General features: G+C 63.6%; 17 protein-coding genes and 1 pseudogene. 12 read left to right on the top strand and 6 right to left on the bottom strand.

Translation table 11 applies throughout. The annotated features are described in order from the left end of the window. Positions 1–13 precede the first annotated feature (13 nt). On the top strand, positions 14–850 hold the full coding sequence (locus EKH55_RS19885; RefSeq protein WP_246231986.1) for an endonuclease/exonuclease/phosphatase family protein: 837 nt from the start codon (positions 14–16) through the stop codon (positions 848–850). Between the two features lie 203 nt (positions 851–1,053). Here EKH55_RS19885 and EKH55_RS19890 read toward each other — a convergent pair whose 3' ends face one another. The 5 genes from EKH55_RS19890 to EKH55_RS19910 form a co-directional block, all read right to left on the bottom strand. After that, a complete protein-coding gene (locus EKH55_RS19890; RefSeq protein ID WP_069457656.1) occupies positions 1,054–2,076 on the bottom strand; it encodes a glycerophosphodiester phosphodiesterase family protein in 1,023 nt (340 codons plus the stop codon). A gap of 238 nt (positions 2,077–2,314) precedes the next feature. Further along, entirely contained in the window at positions 2,315–4,090 is a 1,776-nt protein-coding gene (locus EKH55_RS19895; RefSeq protein ID WP_151612682.1) for an SLC13 family permease, read from the bottom strand. 501 nt (positions 4,091–4,591) lie between these two features. Further along, on the bottom strand, positions 4,592–5,548 hold the full coding sequence (locus tag EKH55_RS19900) for an SDR family oxidoreductase (RefSeq protein ID WP_151612684.1): 957 nt from the start codon (positions 5,546–5,548) through the stop codon (positions 4,592–4,594). A gap of 175 nt (positions 5,549–5,723) precedes the next feature. Beyond that, complete coding sequence (locus EKH55_RS19905; RefSeq protein ID WP_345790242.1) at positions 5,724–6,950, bottom strand: NRAMP family divalent metal transporter; 1,227 nt, start codon at positions 6,948–6,950, stop codon at positions 5,724–5,726. 328 nt (positions 6,951–7,278) lie between these two features. Continuing rightward, a complete protein-coding gene (locus tag EKH55_RS19910) occupies positions 7,279–7,869 on the bottom strand; it encodes a helix-turn-helix domain-containing protein (protein WP_151612688.1) in 591 nt (196 codons plus the stop codon). A 206-nt stretch (positions 7,870–8,075) separates the two neighbouring features. On the opposite strand from EKH55_RS19910, the gene EKH55_RS19915 reads away from it, so the two are divergent. The 3 genes and pseudogenes from EKH55_RS19915 to EKH55_RS19925 form a co-directional block, all read left to right on the top strand. After that, positions 8,076–8,531 (top strand): fasciclin domain-containing protein, encoded by a 456-nt coding sequence (locus EKH55_RS19915; RefSeq protein ID WP_246231988.1) that lies wholly within the window; start codon positions 8,076–8,078, stop codon positions 8,529–8,531. 51 nt (positions 8,532–8,582) lie between these two features. Beyond that, positions 8,583–8,804, top strand: a complete 222-nt coding sequence (locus EKH55_RS19920) for a DUF378 domain-containing protein (RefSeq protein ID WP_151612692.1) — start codon at positions 8,583–8,585, stop codon at positions 8,802–8,804. Positions 8,805–8,883: 79 nt separating this feature from the next. Continuing rightward, positions 8,884–9,381 (top strand): annotated as a pseudogene (locus tag EKH55_RS19925) (hypothetical protein); the annotation flags it as partial. Between the two features lie 108 nt (positions 9,382–9,489). Here the strand turns inward: EKH55_RS19925 and EKH55_RS30310 are convergent. Beyond that, on the bottom strand, positions 9,490–10,437 hold the full coding sequence (locus EKH55_RS30310) for a Crp/Fnr family transcriptional regulator (protein ID WP_427915869.1): 948 nt from the start codon (positions 10,435–10,437) through the stop codon (positions 9,490–9,492). Between the two features lie 112 nt (positions 10,438–10,549). Between EKH55_RS30310 and EKH55_RS19935 the strand changes: the two genes are divergently transcribed. From EKH55_RS19935 to lhgO, 8 genes are all read left to right on the top strand, one after another. Beyond that, entirely contained in the window at positions 10,550–10,837 is a 288-nt protein-coding gene (locus tag EKH55_RS19935; RefSeq protein WP_151612694.1) for a hypothetical protein, read from the top strand. 183 nt (positions 10,838–11,020) lie between these two features. Next, positions 11,021–11,242 (top strand): hypothetical protein, encoded by a 222-nt coding sequence (locus EKH55_RS19940; protein ID WP_151612696.1) that lies wholly within the window; start codon positions 11,021–11,023, stop codon positions 11,240–11,242. A 419-nt stretch (positions 11,243–11,661) separates the two neighbouring features. After that, on the top strand, positions 11,662–14,544 hold the full coding sequence (locus EKH55_RS19945; RefSeq protein ID WP_151612698.1) for a cation-translocating P-type ATPase: 2,883 nt from the start codon (positions 11,662–11,664) through the stop codon (positions 14,542–14,544). 506 nt (positions 14,545–15,050) lie between these two features. Then, positions 15,051–15,632 (top strand): nutrient deprivation-induced protein, encoded by a 582-nt coding sequence (locus EKH55_RS19950; RefSeq protein ID WP_151612700.1) that lies wholly within the window; start codon positions 15,051–15,053, stop codon positions 15,630–15,632. After that, complete coding sequence (locus tag EKH55_RS19955; protein ID WP_151612702.1) at positions 15,625–16,044, top strand: phage holin family protein; 420 nt, start codon at positions 15,625–15,627, stop codon at positions 16,042–16,044. Before EKH55_RS19950 ends, EKH55_RS19955 begins: the two co-directional genes overlap by 8 nt. Further along, positions 16,041–17,003, top strand: a complete 963-nt coding sequence (locus EKH55_RS19960) for a DUF3618 domain-containing protein (RefSeq protein WP_151612704.1) — start codon at positions 16,041–16,043, stop codon at positions 17,001–17,003. The genes EKH55_RS19955 and EKH55_RS19960 overlap by 4 nt, the downstream gene beginning before the upstream one ends. A 103-nt stretch (positions 17,004–17,106) precedes the next feature. Beyond that, entirely contained in the window at positions 17,107–18,063 is a 957-nt protein-coding gene (locus EKH55_RS19965; RefSeq protein ID WP_151612706.1) for a YihY/virulence factor BrkB family protein, read from the top strand. 76 nt (positions 18,064–18,139) lie between these two features. Next, the gene (gene lhgO, locus EKH55_RS19970) at positions 18,140–19,387 is read left to right on the top strand and encodes an L-2-hydroxyglutarate oxidase (protein WP_246231952.1); all 1,248 of its coding nucleotides are present in this window, start codon (positions 18,140–18,142) and stop codon (positions 19,385–19,387) included. The last annotated feature ends 65 nt before the right edge of the window (positions 19,388–19,452 follow it).

The raw sequence follows: 19,452 nt of genomic DNA on the forward strand, positions 1-19,452 counted from the left end.
CCATCGGAACGAAATGCAGGTCCCGCGTGTTCCCGGATGCGAAAGGGCTGCACAGGGAATGCCTCGAGCGATACGCCTGCTGACCTACAACGTTCACAGCTGCTTCGGCACCGACCGCAAGCTCGACCCTGCGCGCATCGGCGAGGTCATCCGCGAATGCGGCCCCGACATTATCGCGCTCCAGGAGGTCGACGTCGGCCGCGCGCGCAGCGGCGGGATGGACCAGGCGCAGATGATCGCCGCACATCTGCGCATGGAGTCTCAGTTTCATCCGGCCCTCCACCTGGAGGAAGAGCGATATGGCGATGCGGTGCTGACCGCCCTGCCGATGCGCCTCGTCAAGGCGGAGTCTCTGCCGTCGTCCGGCGAGCCCAGAGGCGCGCTCTGGGTCGAGGTCGATATCGGCCATCTCAAACTTCAGGTCATCGTCACCCATCTCGGATTGCGCGGCGCGGAACGGATTCGTCAGGCGACGGCGCTTCTGGGTCCCGGCTGGCTTGGAGGAATACGGCAATCGGAATCGCGCGTGGTGCTTGCAGGCGACCTCAACGCGATTGCGCGCTCGTTCGCCTACAAGGCTCTTGCCGGACGTCTCAGGGACGCCCAGCTTCTTTCGAATGCCAGGACGCGGCCGACCTTTCCATCGCGACTGCCGCTCCTGCGCCTTGATCACGTCTTTGTCGGCGACGGAATAGGCGTGAAGGCCTGCCGGGTGCACGACAGCCCGCTGGCGCGCTCGGCCTCCGATCATCTCCCGTTGCTGGTCGAGTTGGAACTGGAACCTCACAGGCGGTCGATCGAAAAGGATAACCTGCCCACCTACGGAAGCGGAGCTCCGCCGCTCCCCTGACCTCCCGGCCGGCCGGCGATGCGTTTGGCGATCAGCGCCGGGCGAGCTGCACCGTCCATCCGGCAAAGTTGATTGTACGTCCTCTATAGCGCCGGCGGCCGTCCTCGCGGGCGCTTGATGCAATGGCTCGATATGCGGCCGGCGACGACGCCATCCTCCGACGGCTGAACCGGGATGCCGTGCTTGCGAAAGACGGCCGTCGCTCAGTTCATCAGATCGTAGGGGATGCGGTAGCCGTTCTCTTCCAGCCAGCCGATCAAAGCCTTTGGCTCGTCGGTCTGGATGATGGTGGCGCCGCGGTCGATCCAGAAGCCCCAGCTTTCCTGCGGCAGGCCGTCGAGCACGGCACGCTCGTCGCCGCGCCCGCCCGCCAACATGCCTGGCGGCCGGTTGACGATCGGATAGGTGTTGACCCAGAGATGCCAGTTGCCGCGGATAGCCTCGGCGCGAGCCTTGGCCGAAAACAGCACGCCGCCGTCCTTCGTCATGGGCGTGCCGTCGGCATGCCAGTGGACGAGCTCGGCCGCCGGCGCGCCGAAGGTACCGGTCGCCTGGGCCATGAAGCGGGCATCATGCACCGCGTCGTCGGCGAGGATCGGCATGAAGGTGACGTCGGGGCCGACCGCAGCCATCAGCGCCCGGGTGTCGGCGATGCGGCGCTCGTTCCAGAGGTTTTCCTTGATAAGGATCTGGTCGGCCATTCCGAAGGCGCGCGCCTCGGCGGCGATCTCGGGCAGGACCGCCGCCGTCAGCTTGTTGTCGATATTGACGAGGATCCTGTCCTTCGCCACCAGAAGCGCCTCCTTCAGGGTCGGCACGGTCTCGTCGGTCACGATGCCCCCGCCCTCGACGATCAGCCGGCAGTTCTTCAGCTCGGCCACCGTCCGGGTCTTGGTTTCGCCGCGGCAGGTCGTCGTGCGATCGAGGAAGTCGTCATGCATGAGGACGAAGGTGCCGTCCGCGGATTTGCGCACATCGAGTTCGATCATCTCGGCGCCGAGGGCGATGGCATTGCGGATGGCCTCGAGCGAGTTCTCCGCCCGGACCATCCGGCCCTGATCCTTCCAGCCGGTGCGGTGGGCGACGACCATGACGTGGCGCCGCCAGTCGTTCGCGTGTTTCAGCCGGTCGAGGATCTGGGTCGCGCGTGTCGTCTCGGCAGAGAATGCCGGCGGGCAAACGAAGGCGAAAACGAGGGCGGAGAGGAAGAGAGCTGTCCAGCGCATGCGATTCGCTCCTGAGCCGATTTCGGTTCTGAAGCGAGTAGGGGCCGGGCATGACAGCGCCGTGAATCAGCGATGACAGCTCGATGAACCCTTTGTATCAGGACGATGACGATCCAGGGAGGCAGGGGGGTCGATCAGGCGCCTGGCGGCGGCAGCCGCGTCCCGAAGCCGTTGACGTCGCGACCGGCCGCAGCCTTGGCTGTGGGCCCGGAAGATCGTGACCCGCGAGCGAGCCACCTCAAAGGGGAAAGAGCAGATAGATCGCCACGCACGTGGCCGCGCCGACGATGATGTTCATCGGAATGCCGACCTTGAGGAAATCGGAGAAGCGGTAATTGCCTGCGCCGTAGACCAGCGTATTGGTCTGGTAACCGATCGGCGTGGCGAAGCTGGCGCTGGCTCCCAGCATCACAGCCACCACGAACGGCCGGGGGTCCACGCCGAGCTGATTTGCCAGGCCAATGGCCAAGGGGGTGATCAACACGGCGACGGCGTTGTTGGTCACCACTTCGGTCAAAATTGAGGTGAGCGCATAAAGTGCGACGAGCGTCACGAACGGCGGCAGTCCGGCTATCCAGGGAGTGAGGCTGTCGACAATGAGCGCAACAGCGCCGGTGTTCGCAAGACCCTGGCCGACAATCAGCATCGCGATGATCAGGATCAGGATCGAACCGTCGATCGAGCTCCAGGCCTCGTCGGCATCGATACAGCGCAACAGAAGCATGGCCGCGACCGCCAGCATGGCCAATATGCCGATGTCCATCAGGCCGAGCGCCGCGATGGCCACAACCGCCGCAAGCGCGAGGACGGCGATGGGGGCCTTGCCGCGCCGGTAAGGCCTGCCGCTCGCCCGAGTTACCGAGACGAGGTCGGCATCGTCCATGAGCGCGTCGAGATTGGCCGCCGGTCCTTCAAGCAAAAGCTTGTCTGCCGGGCGCAGCCTGACATTCTCAAGGTCCGGACCGGGTATATGCTGATGGCGGTGGGCCCCGAGCACACGAATGCCATAGCGGCGGCCGAGCGCCAGATCCACGAGTCGCTCACCGGCGCTCGCGCGATGCGGTGCGACCACGGCTTCCACCGGCACGGCATCCTGGGCACGTTCCACGCCGCGGCGCAGCCCGACACGCAACTCCGGCTTCTCGTTCAATGTCAAAAGCTCCGAGGTCGTCCCGAAGACGATCAGCGAATCGCCCTTCTTGAGTATCCGCTCGCCGAGATCGGTGCGGATCACCTCGCCGGCGCTGCGCAGCGCCTGGATCCTGAGGCCAGGCCGATTGAAGTCGGGAATCGCGCGGATCTTCCTGCCGACATATTTGTCGTCGCCGCGGATGGTGATCTCGGACAGGAATTCTCCCTCGGCGCTTGGCGCGGCTTCGTTCACGCGACGGTCCGGCAGGAGATAACGCCCGAGCAGCAACATCGTTATCGTGCCCGCCGTGGCCGCCACCATACCGATCGGCGTTATCTCGAAGATGGAGAAGGGCGCGAGTCCTGAAGACCTCGCCACGCCGTCTACCAGGATGTTGGTCGAGGTGCCGATCAGCGTGCATGTGCCGCCGAGTATCGCGGCGTAGGAGAGGGGAATGAGCAGCCGGGTGGCGGCGATGTCGAGCGATCGCGCGAGTCGCATCACGATCGGCATAAGGATGAGAACAACCGGCGTGTTGTTCATGAAGGCGGAGGCTGTGACGGTCGCGAGGAGAAAGATCGCCACCGCGAATGTGGGCTGATGGGCCGCACGTGCGATCACCATGCCTGTCAGGCTCTCGAGCACACCGGTCCTCACCAGCGCACCGGAAAGGACGAAGAGCGCTCCAATCGTGATTGGCGCGGAATTCGAGAACGCGCTCATTGCGTCGGTTGCCGGAACGAAGCCGAACAGCAGGAACAATGCCGCGCCGCCGACCGCCGTAACTTCGGGAGGATAACGTTCCACAACGAAACCGATGAGCAGAAGCAATATGATCGCCAGGGCGACATAGGCTTCATAGCCGGCGAGGAAATTTGCCATTCATCACCCCTGGATGAGCCACATCGGGCCGCGCCATTCTCCTCCTCTGTCGCCATTTTGAACCGGCGCAGGGCACAAGGAGTGTGAGAAATGCGGGATAGTTCGGCTGGGTGAATCTGCCCAGGCGGCTGAGCGCGTGGCGAATGTTGGAAACCTCATGCAGACACCACAGGGTCTATACCAGCGAGAATTGACTCCGTCTTGTGCCAAATGGAGGTTCGGCATGACGGCAGCGATTTCGCTACGTGTAGACTTTGACGGACCTGCGCTCAAGAGGGCGGCGAAGACGGCAAGGCGCGCCGCTCGGGTTCACGGCGGAGAACATGGCGGAGGCAGCGGAATCCTGGATGACGCCGGCAAGCCCTTCCGGCCTTCCGGCTGGCTTGCGTGGCCAGTCGAGACCTTGTTCAAAGGCCTCGAACGCAGGATCCAAGGGTGGCACAGCGCCCGCGCGTCAGAACAGACGTGAGGCGCCGCATGTGACGCGAAGCCGCTGTCAGCTCAATAGCCGCCCACGATCGGCAGGATTTCGCCGGTGATGTAGCTGGAGCAATGCGGTGAAGCGAGGAAGACGTAGGCGGGCGCGATCTCCTCCGGCTGGGCCGCCCGTTTCATCGGCGTGTTCGATCCGAATTTCTCGACCGCTTCGGCCGGCTTGTCGGAGGGATTGAGCGGCGTCCAGACCGGGCCGGGTGCGACCGCGTTGACGCGGATGCCTTTCGGCACGAGGTGGCCGGACAGCGCGCGCGTGAAGGCGTGAATGCCGCCCTTGGTCATCGAATAGTCCAAAAGGTCCTTCGATCCCTCGAGCCCCGTCACCGAACCGGTATTGATGATCGCCGATCCGTTCGGCATGTGCGGGATCGCGGCCTTCGCCATGTAGAAATAGCCGTAGAGATTGGTCTTCAGCGTCTCGTCGAAATGCTCCTCGCTCAGGTCCTCGATGTCATAGGTATGAACCTGGAAGGCCGCATTGTTCACGAGAACATCGAGATGGCCGAACGTCTTCACCGTTTCTTCCACCGCCCGGCGGCAGAAGGCGGGGTCCTTCACGTCGCCGCGGATGGTAAGGCACCGCCGGCCTTCCTTCTCGACGGCTCTCCGGGTGTCGCTTGCGTCCTCGGTCTCGTCGAGATGCACGATCGCCACATCCGCTCCTTCGCGCCCGAAGAGCACGGCGACCGAGCGGCCGATTCCGGAATCGCCGCCGGTGATCAGGGCGACCTTGTCCTTCAGCTTGTCGGACCCCTTGTAGAAGGGCGCATCATACATTGGCTGAAGCGGCAGCTCGGCTTCGCTGCCGGGCTTTGCCTGGTGAACCTTCGGAAGCGGCGGTTCGGGATAGCGCCGGGCGCCGGCCTGCATCGAACCCTTGCTTTCAGGCTTGCCCTTCTTGTCGGCGGCCGCCACTTCGGACTGGATCTCGCGTTGTTTCTTGGCGGTTGCTGAAGATTTCATGGGGAGGCTCCTTTCGGTTCTGGCTCTAGAACTCGTCCGGAGGGCAAAAGTTGCGCGACAGCGGTCGCTTCGGCACACGTCGACCTCCTGAAACTTGCGACGCTCACGTGGTCCGGGCACGTCGAATGGCAGGTGTTGTCTCCCTTAGCCATGACTGGTGCGGGGGGCTGGCGCGTCAGAGTGCGAGCATAGCGATGGTGCTCGCGGCCATCACTATCGCGGTGAGGCCGCCGCCGGCCGCCATCCACCAGGGCGCGGTCAGTTTCCCCATGATGCGCGGATTGACGGCCATCATGGTAATGGCCGCGATCAACGGGGCAGCAAGCATACCGTTGATGACTGCACTCCAATAGAGCATCAGGAACGGATCGAGGCCTGCAAGGAATACGGCGACGCTGCCGAGCGTCGCTGCGGCTATGGTCCCGTAAAATGCCTTGGCCCTTTTGAGCGGCTTGTTCAAGCCCTGCGGCCACTGGAAGAGTTCGGCAACGGCATAGGCAGCGGATCCGGCCAGGACGGGGACTGCCAGCATTCCGGTGCCGATGATTCCGGCGGAGAATACGACGAAGGCAAACTCGCCGGCGATCGGCCGGAGAGCCTCCGCCGCCTCGGCCGACGTTTCGATGTGGGTCACGCCGTTCTGGTGAAGCGTGGCGGCCGTCGCCAGGATGATGAACAGCGCCACGAGATTGGAAAAGCCCATGCCGACAAGCGTGTCGAGGCGGATACGCGCCAGTTCCGGTGCGGCTGCTGCGGGCTCTGCCTTCAGCCTTGACTGCTGCCGACGGCTGAGCTCCTCGATTTCCTGCGCCGCCTGCCAGAAAAACAGGTAGGGGCTGATCGTGGTGCCCAGAATCGCAAGCAGCGCCATTGCGTGCCGAGCATCGAGGGAAAACTGCGGGAGGAAAATGCCACGCAGTGCCTCCGGCCAGGGGACCTCAACGGCAAGGACGACGGCAACATAGGCAAAAAGCGAGAGGGTCAGCCACTTGAGAAAAAGCGCATACCGCCGGTAGGGAACAAACACTTCGAGGCAAACGCAGATGATCGCAAAGAGCGCCGCGTAGAGGACCTGTGGGCCGTCGATCAGGAGGTAAAGGGCTGCGCCCATGGCTGCAAGGTTGGCGCCAATATTGATGAAGTTTGCTGCAAACAGCATCGACACGGCTGTCCTTGCCAGCCACAGGGGATAGTGCCGGCGCAGGTTCTCGGCAACGCCACGGCCGGTAACGGCACCGATGCCGGCGCTCAATCCCTGGACCGTCACCATGAGGGGGTAGGTGAGGATCATCGTCCAGCCGAGGGTGAAGCCGAATTGCGCGCCGACTTGGCTGTAGGTGGCGATGCCGCTCGGGTCGTCATCGGCGGCCCCGGTCACGAGACCTGCGCGCAGACCTTTCAAAATGTGCAGCGCCTTCGGTTTCGCGGGTGTGTGGGGTTTCGCGGGTGTTTGGGGAGACGAGGTTTCCGTCATATCAGGCCACCCCAGGCGTCCGATCGCCGACGACCGCAACGAACGTGCCGCTTCCCCGCCAGCAGCGGAACTGCGCATGTTCACTTGAAGACTTCCATCTGCGAGCGGTCATCCAGGCTTTCCGACGCAATTCCTTCGCGCTCTACGGTCCCGCCTTGCAAGCGAGCGCGGGAATAATGCCGCGGCCATCATCTTGTTCCGCCTTCCAGGCGATCAGCCACACCCCCTCCCAGCTTCCAGAGCCTTGTGGAAACACTCAGGGCACCGTGACGACGATCGCGGAACACCGTCCGCTTCCCCTTCGGCAATAGCCGTGGCTCACGCTGGAATCGAAATAGGCGGCGTCCCCTTTTCCAAGCAACACGGTCTCCGCGCCCACCGTCAGTTCGAGCTCGCCCTCGATTATGAAGACCAACTCGGCACTTCCGTGCTGGTGCGGGTCGGACGGTCGCGAATCCATCGGGAATTCCGCATAGTAGCTCTCCATCCGGCGATCCGGAGCCGGGTAGTCGAGGCTCTCGAAGAGGTAGGCAGGCGGCCCCTTCGCCGGCGGCACCGGCAGGCGCAGGCGTTCACTTGCCCGAACGACCGAGACCAGCGGTCGCTGCCGGTCGCGGCTGAAGAAGTGATCGAGGCCGACGCCGAATACCAATGCGATGCGCACGAGAGTGGGAAGCGTGGGGAAGAGCCGCCCCCGTTCGATCTTGGACAGCATCGCGGTGGAAAGCCCCGTATGCGCCGCGAGCTGTGTCAGGGCGAGCTGCTTCTTGAGGCGCAGCGCGCGGATCCGCGGTCCGATCTGATAGCGCTCCAGTTCCGTTTCAAGCGTCTTTGAGAGTCCGTCCATATCAACTTGTTTTCTTCTCATGCCCTGTCGATGCGGCATCTTATCATTTCATGAAAAGAAATGTAACTATCACGAAAACTTGAGTGGAATGAAAATAAGATTTCTCTAAATGAAAGGTGGCCGCAGGCATGACGCCGACGGTTCTGACCAGGAGTTGAAGCATGAGGTACAAGTTTGCACAGAGAGCGGCCATCGCCGCCGCAACCATGGGATTGGTTCTCGGGCTGAAGGCGGGCGTTGCCGCGGAAAAGGACATCGTCGACACGGCCGCCGCGGCCGGGCAGTTTCAGACGCTTGCTGCGGCTATCGACGCGGCAGGTCTCACCGAGACGCTGAAGGGAGCCGGTCCCTTTACGGTTTTCGCCCCGACCGACGACGCCTTTTCGAAACTGCCCACAGGCACGGTCGAGAGCCTTCTGAAGCCGGAGAACAAGGAAAAGCTCGTTAGCGTGCTCACCTATCACGTGGTCCCGGGCAGGGTCCTGGCGGCGGACGTCGTGAAGCTGAACGAGGCAAGGACCGTCAATGGCAAGGCGGTTTCAATCAAGAGCTCCGGCGACGGCGTAATGGTCAACGACGCTCATGTGACGGCGGCCGACGTTGACGCGTCTAACGGTGTCATCCACGTCATCGACAAGGTGATCCTGCCGCCGGAAGGCTGATAAGGGGTGCTGGAGGGGTGCGCCGTCGGCGCCCCCTCGATGGAGGAAACCATGAAGACTGTGAATCTGATCACGCTCGCGCTCATTGTGGTGGGGGGATTGAACTGGGGTCTTGTCGGCCTTTTCGGACTAGATCTTGTGGCTGCCCTGTTCGGCGCCGGCTCGGCACTGTCCCGCATCGTCTATGTCGCGGTTGGTGTTGCCGCCGCGGCGCAGCTCGTGCCGCTCTTCTCCGGCTTCGGTGGCGGCAAATTCACCGCCGAACGGGGCTGATGATCAGAGGCAATCGGACGCAAAGGTCGCTGGAGCACTGGCTGCCTCCCGACGCGGGCATCACCAAAGGCGAAGGATCATGTCTGTCAAATGGGTGGAAGTGAACGACCGCATGCAGCAGGGCTACCATTATGCCTTGACCGCGACCGCCGGGGAAAACTTTCATGAGGACTTCACGCCGGAGCTCACACCTGCCGAGATGCTGGCCCTTGGGGTGTTCGGCGGGAAATATATGACGGATTGCCTGGACGAGTTCCCGGAAGAGTGGTTCGTGGGCGCGCGGCTGTCGCCGCGACGAGACCCGGAACTCAACTACTTCGGAGTCGATGCCGGTCAGCCGCTCAGCGTGTGGCGTGCCAAAGGGTGGATCCATCCCGATGATCCGCGCGGCTGGTTCCAGTGGTACTGCCGCTATTTCCTGGGTCGGCGGTGGCCGGGTGAAGACGACCGCCAGATCGGGCGATGGAATGCCATGCGGCGCCATCTGGCCCAGCTTCGCCGCCATTGCGAGCCGTGCGAATGGCGCTGCCGCCCGCGGCAGCGCCAGGCGCTGCTTCAATGGGCTTATGACAGCCGTGGATTTGAAGGGCCGCAGCCAAGCCTGCGACGTCATCGCCAAGGAGAATCGGCGAACAAACCCACGGCCGCCCTGGGACCTGGATCGCACGCCGGCCCTTCGCCGGCTCTAACCCTTGTTTGCCGCTCTTTTCGAGCCCTCCCGATCCGAAGCGCGATCCCGGACTTTCATAATCGACGGGCCCTCTTCGCGCCCGCGACTTGCCGAAACGGGTTGCGGCGCCGCCTCGGCGCCGGGATGCAGATAGCCGGGATCGAATTCGGCAAGTCGCGCGAGGCCCGCCGGATCCCGGATTATGATGCCGTTGCGGTGTTGCTCGATCAGCCCCATCGCCTTGAGTTTGCCGATTGTGCGGCTGACATGTTCCGTCGTCAGGCCCAGGAAGTCACCGATCCACCGTTGCGGCAGCAGGATACGCCTCGCGCGCGACGGCGAGACGCCGGCGAGCTCCCGGCGCAGGCGGAATTCGGTCAGCAGGTGCGCCAGCCGCCGGATCGCAGGGCGTCGACCCACGCTCAGCAGGCGCTCGAACAGGATGGAGCGATCACGAGTCTCCTGGTGCAGGAGCAGGATTGGTATCTGCGGATAGCGTGCAAACAGGTCGAGAACCCTGCTGGCCGAGATCTCCACGATCTCCACGTCCGTCAGCGCGGCAAGAAAATGGTTCGACTCGCCGAAAAGAATGCAGCCGAGGTCACAGAACCGCGTCGGAAAGACCAGATCCGCGCTCTGCCTCTCACCGTTCCGCAGGATCCGGTACTGAACCGCCAGTCCTTCGACCAGTATCCTTGCGGCGTCGGCGGGTTCTTCCGGCCTGTATATCGTATCACCTCGCTGGAACCGGCGGATTTCTCTTGGGGTATTCAGGATCGCCTGCTTTTCCGATTCAGCGAGAGGAAGATGACGGACAAATCGTATCATAGCTCCCTTCCGTTCGTGATCGTCCCCTGCCAACCTGAGGGTGCACCGCCTGCGGGAGCGCTGGAACGGGCTGTAGGGCGCCGCGCGTCCTCGCACACGCATACTGCAGGTTTGCGCAGGGCAGGCAAGGCCCATTGATGATGACTGTCCATGATCTGGATCAATGATCGCTGTGGATTGTTTTGGCTATTTTAGCACGACTTAAGACAATATTCGCCTGGCCGTGCTGACAGATTGGGAGAAGACGATGGGTGCATACTCGACAAACCGTTTTCACCGGGTGGAGCGTCAGGAGCAGACAGTACCCGGGCCGGATTTCCGCGTGACCTACTCCAGAAGCTCGGGATGGCAGATCCAGATCGTTTCACGGCAAGGGCATGAATGGGTCAGGGCAAATGCGAGCTCGGCACTCTTCAACTATGATGGCGGTCGCATCGTGACCGACCTCGCTGGCGTCAATCTCCTCGTGTACAACGCGCGAACGGACGGATTGAAGACCGAGTATATCGGCCCGCGTCGTATCCTCACATTTTGACCGCGCACCTTTTGCGGAACGACACCGTCGCTGGCGGCTTCTACAGCGCCGCGCGCTTATCAGACGACGCAAAGGTCGCTGTAGCACTTTGGATCACTGCATGTCTTTGCCCTTAAATCGAGGTCGATTTGAGGAGACATACAGCAGGCGGGAACCGCCGGCTTCCCAACGGAGGGAGCGGTCATGAACCGGCACCTTGCAGTGTCGACAGAGGTGCGGGCCGCGATTGCCACTTATCTGCGCGACAGGCGGGGAACGCTCGTGGAGATCAGCGATGCGGTCCGGGCCGTGCGGCGCAGAGTTCCGCATGTCAGGCTGAGCGATCGGCAAATCGGCGATGCCATTGCAGCCGAGGCGGTGAAGATCAACTGTGCTGTCTTCTTCGACGGTCGGAAAGACGCTTGACCGCACCGGGAGCGACCCGTCAACACAACTGTACCGGTCCCGGGAGCAGATGCGGTTTGACGGTGGTCAATGCCCCTCGACGCGCCGGATGCAACAGTATTTCTCTATTGCACCGGGAGTCGATCGCGATGAAACGTACTGGCGACCATTCCGATTACTTACCTGACGCTGATGTATCTGGCTTTCGTGAGTCAGGAGTAATTTCGCTCCGCGACGGCAGTTGAGGCGCAGCGGCTCGCCCAGCCCTTTGCGAATGGCTGGCCGGGCATATCTCTTTTCAAGGCTCTCCCGGTTAAGCTCCTGACGGTGCCGCCGACATTCTGACGAAAGTGCCGGATGCGCAGCTTCAAAGATGGACAACGTCCCTTGTGCTTCCGGGGAACGCTGGGCGCCGTAATCTTCAGCGGAAGGCGATGATCATGCCGCGCAATGCAGATCGGGCGCCAGCCCCTGATAAGGCCGCCGAGGGCGGCCCGATCCGCAAGGACGAGTCCTATCGTCAGACTGTCGAGCAACTGGCTGCGGCCCTTGAATCCGACACGGAAACCGGCCTTGGCGCCGAGGAGGCCGCGCGGCGGCTGTCCCGGTTCGGGCGCAACGAATTGACACAGGAAAAGCCGCCCTCGCGCTGGCGCCGATTTCTCTCCCAGTTCAACGACGTCCTCGTGCTGCTCCTGATTGCGGCGGCGGTGATCTCCGGTCTGCTGTGGCTGGTCGAACGGGATACGCAACTGCCCTACGAGGCCATCGCAATCCTTGCCATCGTCTTGCTCAACGCCGCCATCGGCTATCTCCAGGAGGCACGGGCGACCGAAGCCGTTTCTGCGCTGCGACAGATGACGGCCGTTCAATCGACGGTTCTGCGCGACAATGAGCAGCGGGAGATCGCCATTGCCGAGCTGGTGCCCGGGGACGTCCTTCTGCTCGAGGAAGGCGATACCGTTTCGGCGGATGCGCGGCTGATCGAGGCGGCGAGCCTTCGCGCAATCGAGGCGGCGCTCACCGGAGAAAGCCAGCCGGTCGCCAAGGACACCGAGCCGCTCGCACGGGCGGCAGCGCTCGGCGACCGCAGCAACATGGTCTTCAGCGGGACCTCCGTCGCCCGCGGGCGCGGCCGCGCGATCATCACGGCTACCGGCATGCGGACGGAAATGGGGCGGATCGCCGGACTGCTCAAGGTGACGCGGGATGAGCGGACGCCGCTCCAGCGCGAGCTCGACCGGCTCGGCCGCTTCCTCGGCGCAGCGGTCGTCGTCATCGCCACCTCCATCATCGCGATGATCCTGTTGATCGAAGAGATCGACGGACTCACCGCCCTGTTCGACGTCCTGATCTTCGGCGTCGCGATCGCGGTTGCCGCGGTGCCGGAAGGGCTTCCGGCGATCATCACGACCGTGCTCGCGATCGGGGTACAGCGCATGGCGGCGCGCAATGCGGTCATCCGCCACCTGACGGCGGTCGAAACACTCGGCTCCGCCGACGTCATCGTCTCCGACAAGACCGGCACGCTGACCCGCAACGAAATGACGGTCCGGCGGGTGGTGACGGCGAGCGGGGCGGTCGAGTTCGAAGGGACGGGCGATGCGCCCGAGGGCGCCATGCATCGTCCAGGAGGCGAGGCGGTCGAGGGCGCACTCAAGGAGGAGGTGCTGCTTGCACTGGCCGCCGGCGCCCGCGCCAACAATGCTCGGATCGAGAATGAGGAAGGTCGCTGGACGGTCAAGGGTGATCCGACGGAGGGGGCACTCGTTGTCGCCGCATGCAGGGCGGGGCTCGGCGAAGAGGTCGCCGACCGCTTCGAGCGGGTGCACGAAATCCCCTTCTCCTCCGAGCGCAAGCTGATGAGCACGATCCATGAGGACGGCGACGCGGGCCCCATTCGCCTCTTCACAAAGGGGGCGCCGGAAGTGCTTCTGTCGCGCTCGACGCAGGAGTTGGTCGGCTCAAAGCCTCGGCCGCTTACTGAGGAACGGCGCTCGGCAATTCAGTCCGCCAATGAAGAACTCGCGGGGCAAGCGCTGAGAACGCTTGCAACGGGCTATCGTTCGCTGCCTTCCGCTGAGCTTGGCGGAGGTGACGGCAGATCGGCGGAACGGGACCTCATCTTCCTCGGCCTTATCGGCATCATGGATCCGCCGCGGGAGGAGGCGAAGCGGGCGGTTGCGCGGGCTCGTTCGGCCGGCATCCGGCCGGTCATGGTCACGGGGGACCATCCCCGTACCGCGGCCGTGATCGCGCGCGAGCTCGGCATCACCGAGGACGAGCGGGCCGTGACCGGCACCGAACTCGAAACCATGTCCGATGAGGATATCGACCGTGTCGTTGCGGAGACCTCGGTCTTTGCCCGCGTCGACCCGGAGCACAAGCTGCGCATCGTCGAGGCCCTCCGGCGGGCGGGCCTCACCGTCGCCATGACGGGCGACGGAGTCAACGACGCGCCGGCACTCAAGACCTCGGATATCGGCATCGCCATGGGCATCACCGGCACGGATGTTTCCAAGGAAGCCTCGGACATGGTGCTGGCGGACGACAATTTCGCGACGATCGTCGCTGCCGTCGAGGAAGGACGGACGATCTTCGCCAATATCCGCAAATTCATGCGTTACCTGCTCTCCTCGAACATCGGCGAGGTCATGACGATGGTCTTCGGCGTGCTCCTGGCAGAAGCGATCGGGCTCAGGGCAGCGGGAAGCGGCGGCATCGTGCTGCCGCTGCTGGCCACCCAAATCCTCTGGATCAACCTGGTCACGGATGGAGCCCCCGCCCTGGCGCTCGGGGCCGACCCGGCCGATCCCGATCAGATGAGCAGACCGCCGCGACCGCGCGACGAGGGGGCGGTCACGCCGCGCATGTGGATGGGGATCGCCTTCGTCGGCGTCATCATGGCGGCAGGCACCATCCTCGTGCTCGATGCCTCGCTGCCGGGCGGCTTCATCGACGGCTCTGGCACGCTCGTCTATGGTCGGACCATGGCGTTCACCACCTTGATGCTGTTCCAGCTCTTCAACGTTTTCAGCGCGCGCTCCGACGAGCAGAGCGCATTTGTCGGCCTGTTCGCCAACCGATGGCTCTGGGTCGCGGTCGGCCTCTCGCTCGCCTTGCATGCCGCCGTGATCTACCTGCCGTTTTTGCAGGCGGCATTCTCCACCGTCGCAATCGGCGTTGGCGATTGGGCGTTCTGCGCCGCCGCGGCGAGTTCCGTGCTGTGGCTGCGCGAGATCGAGAAGGTCTTCACGCGCCGGCTGGTCGCCAAAATCGGTCCTGCGCGGGCGACCGAAGGGCCGATGCCCACTGAGCCATGACCCGCGCCTTCGGCCATCTGCTCGCCTGTGACGAGCAGATGGATGCGGAAATGGCGTATCCGAAAATCAGTTCCTACTTGCATGTCTCATTTAATCGACCTCGATTTAAGGACAAAGACGTGCAGTATTTCAAAGAGTTACAATCTTTGCCCGTCTAAAAGCGTCTGAAAAGACGCGCGGCGCCGTAGAGCGCGTTTTCCAGAATATGCCCCCGGGGCCGTGGTAGAGCGCTTCCCAAATCAGCTCCACTGGTTTACCCCGTCCGGTTGTGCCTCATCGGCCGAACCGGAGCGCATTTCGCTTGTTCGGTCCGGATTTCGAATCGATCCGGGTCTCTGGTTGGCCGAAGCCCCGCTGGGAGGGGGTGCCGAGACCTCTCCGAAGTGCCCAGCAGCCCTCCAAGGCCACACCGGAAGTCCGTTGTTTCCGCTCCGAGGGAACAAGGCTGCGCGTTGATAGTTCGAATCAAATCAGAATTTGGCCACACAATCCCGGGAGGAGCCAGAATGAGCAACGAAGACAATTCCCGCGTGCCGAGTGATCCATCCGGCCTGCCAAGAACCTCACCCGGCGCCGATGTTCCACAGGACGAAGGCATCGAGAGAACGCGCGAGACCGGAGCGGGGCGCGACCTGCAGAAAGCGCTTTGGGAAGACCTGGACGAGGGCCGGCGGTTTGCCAAGGAGCAAGTCGAGCAAGTCAAGACGGACGTCACCCGCAAGGCCGAAGGCCAGAAGAACGTGGCGGCACGCCAGTTGAGCGGCGTCGGAACGGCCATCGAGAAGGTCGGCGCCGAACTCGAGCAGTCCGATCGACAGGCGCTCGGCCGCTATGCCAAACAGATCGGCAGTTCGCTTCAGAAATTTGCCCGCCAGGTGGAGGGCCGAAGCCTCGGCGAGATCGCCGCCGTGGCCGAAGATTTCGGCCGCAGGCAGCCGCTCGCCTTTCTCGGCCTTGCGGCCATTGCGGGTTTGAGCGCCAGCCGCTTCCTCGTCGCCTCTTCTGAACGCCGTACCCGACGGGAAGCCGGGCAATCGCCCTTGCCGGAAGGGCCGCGTCAAACCCAGGAGGACCTGCGCAATGGTTAATCAACGAGATGATCGCCCGCTGACCGAGCTCCTGACCGGGCTGGTATCGGACATATCCGGGCTCTTCCGCAAGGAAATCGATCTTGCAAAGGCCGAGGCATCGGAAAACCTCAACCGTGCGGTCGGCAGCATAGAAACGCTTCTCATCGGGCTGGTCTTCGCCATCGGCGCCATCGGCGTGCTGCTGGCGGCGGTCGTAAAGGGGCTGGCGGCATTTCTCGTCGCCCAAGGCATGACCGAGCCGAATGCCGACGCGCTGTCCGCCGCCGTCGTCGGTGCCGTCGTCGCCTTGCTCGCCTGGGCAATGGTGTCGCGTGGCCTTTCGACACTGCGGGACGGGAGTTTCAAGTTCGACAGAACGGCAGCGTCGTTGCGGCGTGATGTCGACGTCGTGAAGGAGAGAGTGCCATGAACGCTTACGCGCACTCGGCTGCCGAGCTGCAGCGAGAGATTGAGGCCGACCGCGAGAAAATCGAAGCACGGCTCCATGCGATCCAGGATCGCATGTCGCCCGGCCAGCTGATGGATGAGGTGATCCACTACGCCAGGGCGAGCGGCGGCAACGACTATCTGCACAATCTCGGCGTGGCCCTGCGGTCGAATCCCATTCCGGTCGCGCTTGCAGGGATCAGCATTGCATGGCTGATCGCCAACCCAGGCTCCCGGGCGCCCAAATACAACGAACCCGAGCCTGACCAATATCCGCTGGCAACGGTCAACGGCCCGATCAGGCGCACCGGCCCCGTGGAAGAGAGCTTCGGCGAACGCTACAGCCACTTTGCCGATGAAACGGGCAACCGCTTCCGGGCGCTCACGGATGCCACCGGTCGCCGCGCAGGGCACTTCGTCGACCAAGGTGGCAAGATGTATCGTGGCTTCGCCGACGCCGCGGGCAAGCAGATCGACGACATACGCGACGAAACCGGCGCTCTTTTCGAAGAGGCCACCGGCTGGACATCGCGGACATGGCGGCAGGTGAGCGAATCGACGAGCCGCATGGCCCACTCCATCGCCGAAACCGGCAGATCCGTCGCCGGTAGCGTACGCACCGCCGGCGGGTCGGTGGGAGAGGAGACTGCCCGCCTGAACGCAGCCATCCTCAAGCATTTTCGCGATCAGCCTCTGGTCGGCGGAGCGCTCGCATTCGCCGTCGGCGCTGCCATCGGAGCCGCGCTACCCCGCACAGAAGCCGAGGACGAGGCTATGGGGGAGGCGTCGGACCGGGTGCGCGAAGATATCGCCGACAGGGCGAGTGAAGCGGCCAGCGAGGCTGTGGGTGCTGCCGAGAAGGTCGTGCAGAAATCGAGCGATGCCGCGCTCGAAGCCCATGACGCGGCGCTGGAGCGGCTACGGGAAACGCTGCGGGAGTGATCGGTGCCGTCGGTCCGGCAGCGCCGCGCGTCTGAAACGACGAGGGGCGCTGCAAAGCGAAGGGCTTCGACAGGCTGATCGGCAAACGAGCGGGAATCGTCAGATGATCCTTCGCGAAGAAGCAAACGAGGCGACGAAAGGCACGCGCCAGGAGGCGGAGGGGGCACGAAATCCGATCTCGCTCAATGACCTGCGCGACGTTTTCTGGCGTCTCGTTGCCCAGATCAGGGACGACCGCGTAACGCTGGTGGCGGCGGGCGTCACCTTCTACCTCATTCTCTCTCTTTTTCCAGCGCTGACCACGCTCGTCTCGATTTATGGCCTCGTCTCGGATCCGGCCACCATTGCCAATCAGATCGCCTTCCTTTCGGCGGTGCTGCCGTCCGAGTCGCTCGAAATCGTCACGGACCAGTTGAATACATTGGTCTCGCAGAGGGCATCGAGCCTCAGCATCGGTTTCCTGGCGGGATTGCTCGTCGCGCTCTGGAGCGCGCGCAACGGGATTTCGGCGTTGTTCGAGGCGATGAACATCGCCTATGACGAGGAAGAGGAGCGCGGCATCGTTCGGCTGACGCTGTTGAGCCTCGGTTTCACATTGGGCGGCCTCCTGCTCATTGCCGTCCTCATCGCGGCAATCGCGATCCTGCCTGCCTTCTTTGCTCTGTTCCCCGGTGAGCTTTGGCTGGAAAACTTGGCAAAGCTCGTGCGGTGGCCCGTGCTGCTCCTGGTCGTCGGCGCGGGAATCATGGTGCTTTATCGCTACGGTCCGAGCCGCGACCCGGGCAAGCTCAAGTGGCTGGCCTGGGGCGTGGGTTTCAGCCTGGTCGCGTGGCTGGCCGCTTCGGTGCTGTTCTCCTATTACATCGACAACTTCGCCAACTACAATGCGACCTACGGCACGTTGGGTGCCGCGATCGGCTTCATGCTCTGGACCTGGCTCTCCACCTTGATTGTGATCGTCGGGGCGGAACTCAACGCCGTTCTGGAAAAGACGGCGCGGGAATCTGGACAAGCCGGCCAAGGCGCCGGCACGGACAGGGCCGGCGGCGCGAAGGATTAGCGATGGCGGCCCTTTCTCTCCGCCGCCCATTCCTCCTATAGTAGCGGTGCGGAATTCCACAGCGAAGGCGGTCGCAATGTTGAAGCGCGCGATGGTTGCTCGGAACGACTATGACTACTGCGTGATCGGTGGCGGGATCATCGGCCTGGCAACGGCCGGTGAACTAATCCGGCGGGAGCCCGGAGCGCGGCTGCTCGTGCTGGAAAAGGAGGATCGGCCGGGCCTTCATCAAACCGGTCACAACAGTGGCGTCATTCATGCCGGCATCTACTATCAGCCCGGGTCCCTGAAGGCGCGGCTCTGCCGGGAGGGAGCGCGGGCGACGAAGGAGTTCTGTTCGCGCAACCGGATCGCCTTCGAGGAGTGCGGCAAGCTTCTCGTCGCCACGAACGATCTCGAAATGGAACGCATGGAGACGCTGGCCACCCGTGCCGTGCAGAACGGAATCGGGTTCGAACATTTCGATCATGGTCGGCTGCGGGCTGCCGAACCGTCGATCACGGGACTTGGCGCATTGCTTGTGCCGTCCACCGGCATTGTCGACTATGGCGCCGTCTGCGCGGCCATGGCCGCGGAGATCGTCGAGAGGGGCGGCCAAGTCGCGTTCAAGGCGCGGGTGACCGCAATCGACGAGCGGGAGAGCGGCGTCACGGTCGAGGCGGGCGGCGAGACGTTCCGCGCCGCTCGGCTCGTCGCCTGTGCCGGCCTGCAATCGGACCGGCTGGCGCTTCTCGCGGGCCTGGCGATCGATCACCGGATCGTACCCTTCAGGGGCGAATATTACACGCTGCCGGCAAGCCGGGCGACAATCGTCCGGCACCTGATCTATCCGATCCCGGATCCGGAGCTGCCCTTTCTCGGCGTGCATCTGACGCGGATGATCGATGGCAGCGTCACGGTCGGGCCGAATGCCGTGCTCGGCTTCGCCCGCGAAGGCTATGAAAAGGGCAGCGTCGACTGGAAGGACATGGCCGACATGACCGGCTTTGCCGGCTTCTGGCGGGTGTTGGCCAAGAACTGGCGCTCCGGTCTCGACGAGTTCGGTGGTTCGCTGTCCAGGCGGCGCTATCTCGAAAAGTGCCGCACATATTGTCCGTCGCTAACGCTTGCCGATCTGACGCGGCCGGGCGCCGGCATCCGGGCGCAGGCGGTCATGCGCGACGGAACCCTCGTGCACGACTTTCTGTTCGTGGCCTCCGAGCGCATGCTGCATGTCTGCAACGCCCCATCGCCGGCGGCCACCTCCGCCATCCCCATTGCAACCATGATCGTCGATCGTCTGCTCGAAAACCGGGTGACGCGCGAGACCGCGGACCCATCCTGAAGCCGTTTGATCGGCGAACGGTGTTGCTCCCACCGGCGCGGCAACGTATTTCTCTTGTCGACAAG

Origin of the sequence: Sinorhizobium alkalisoli, assembly GCF_008932245.1 — a bacterium.
Classification (GTDB): domain Bacteria; phylum Pseudomonadota; class Alphaproteobacteria; order Rhizobiales; family Rhizobiaceae; genus Sinorhizobium; species Sinorhizobium alkalisoli.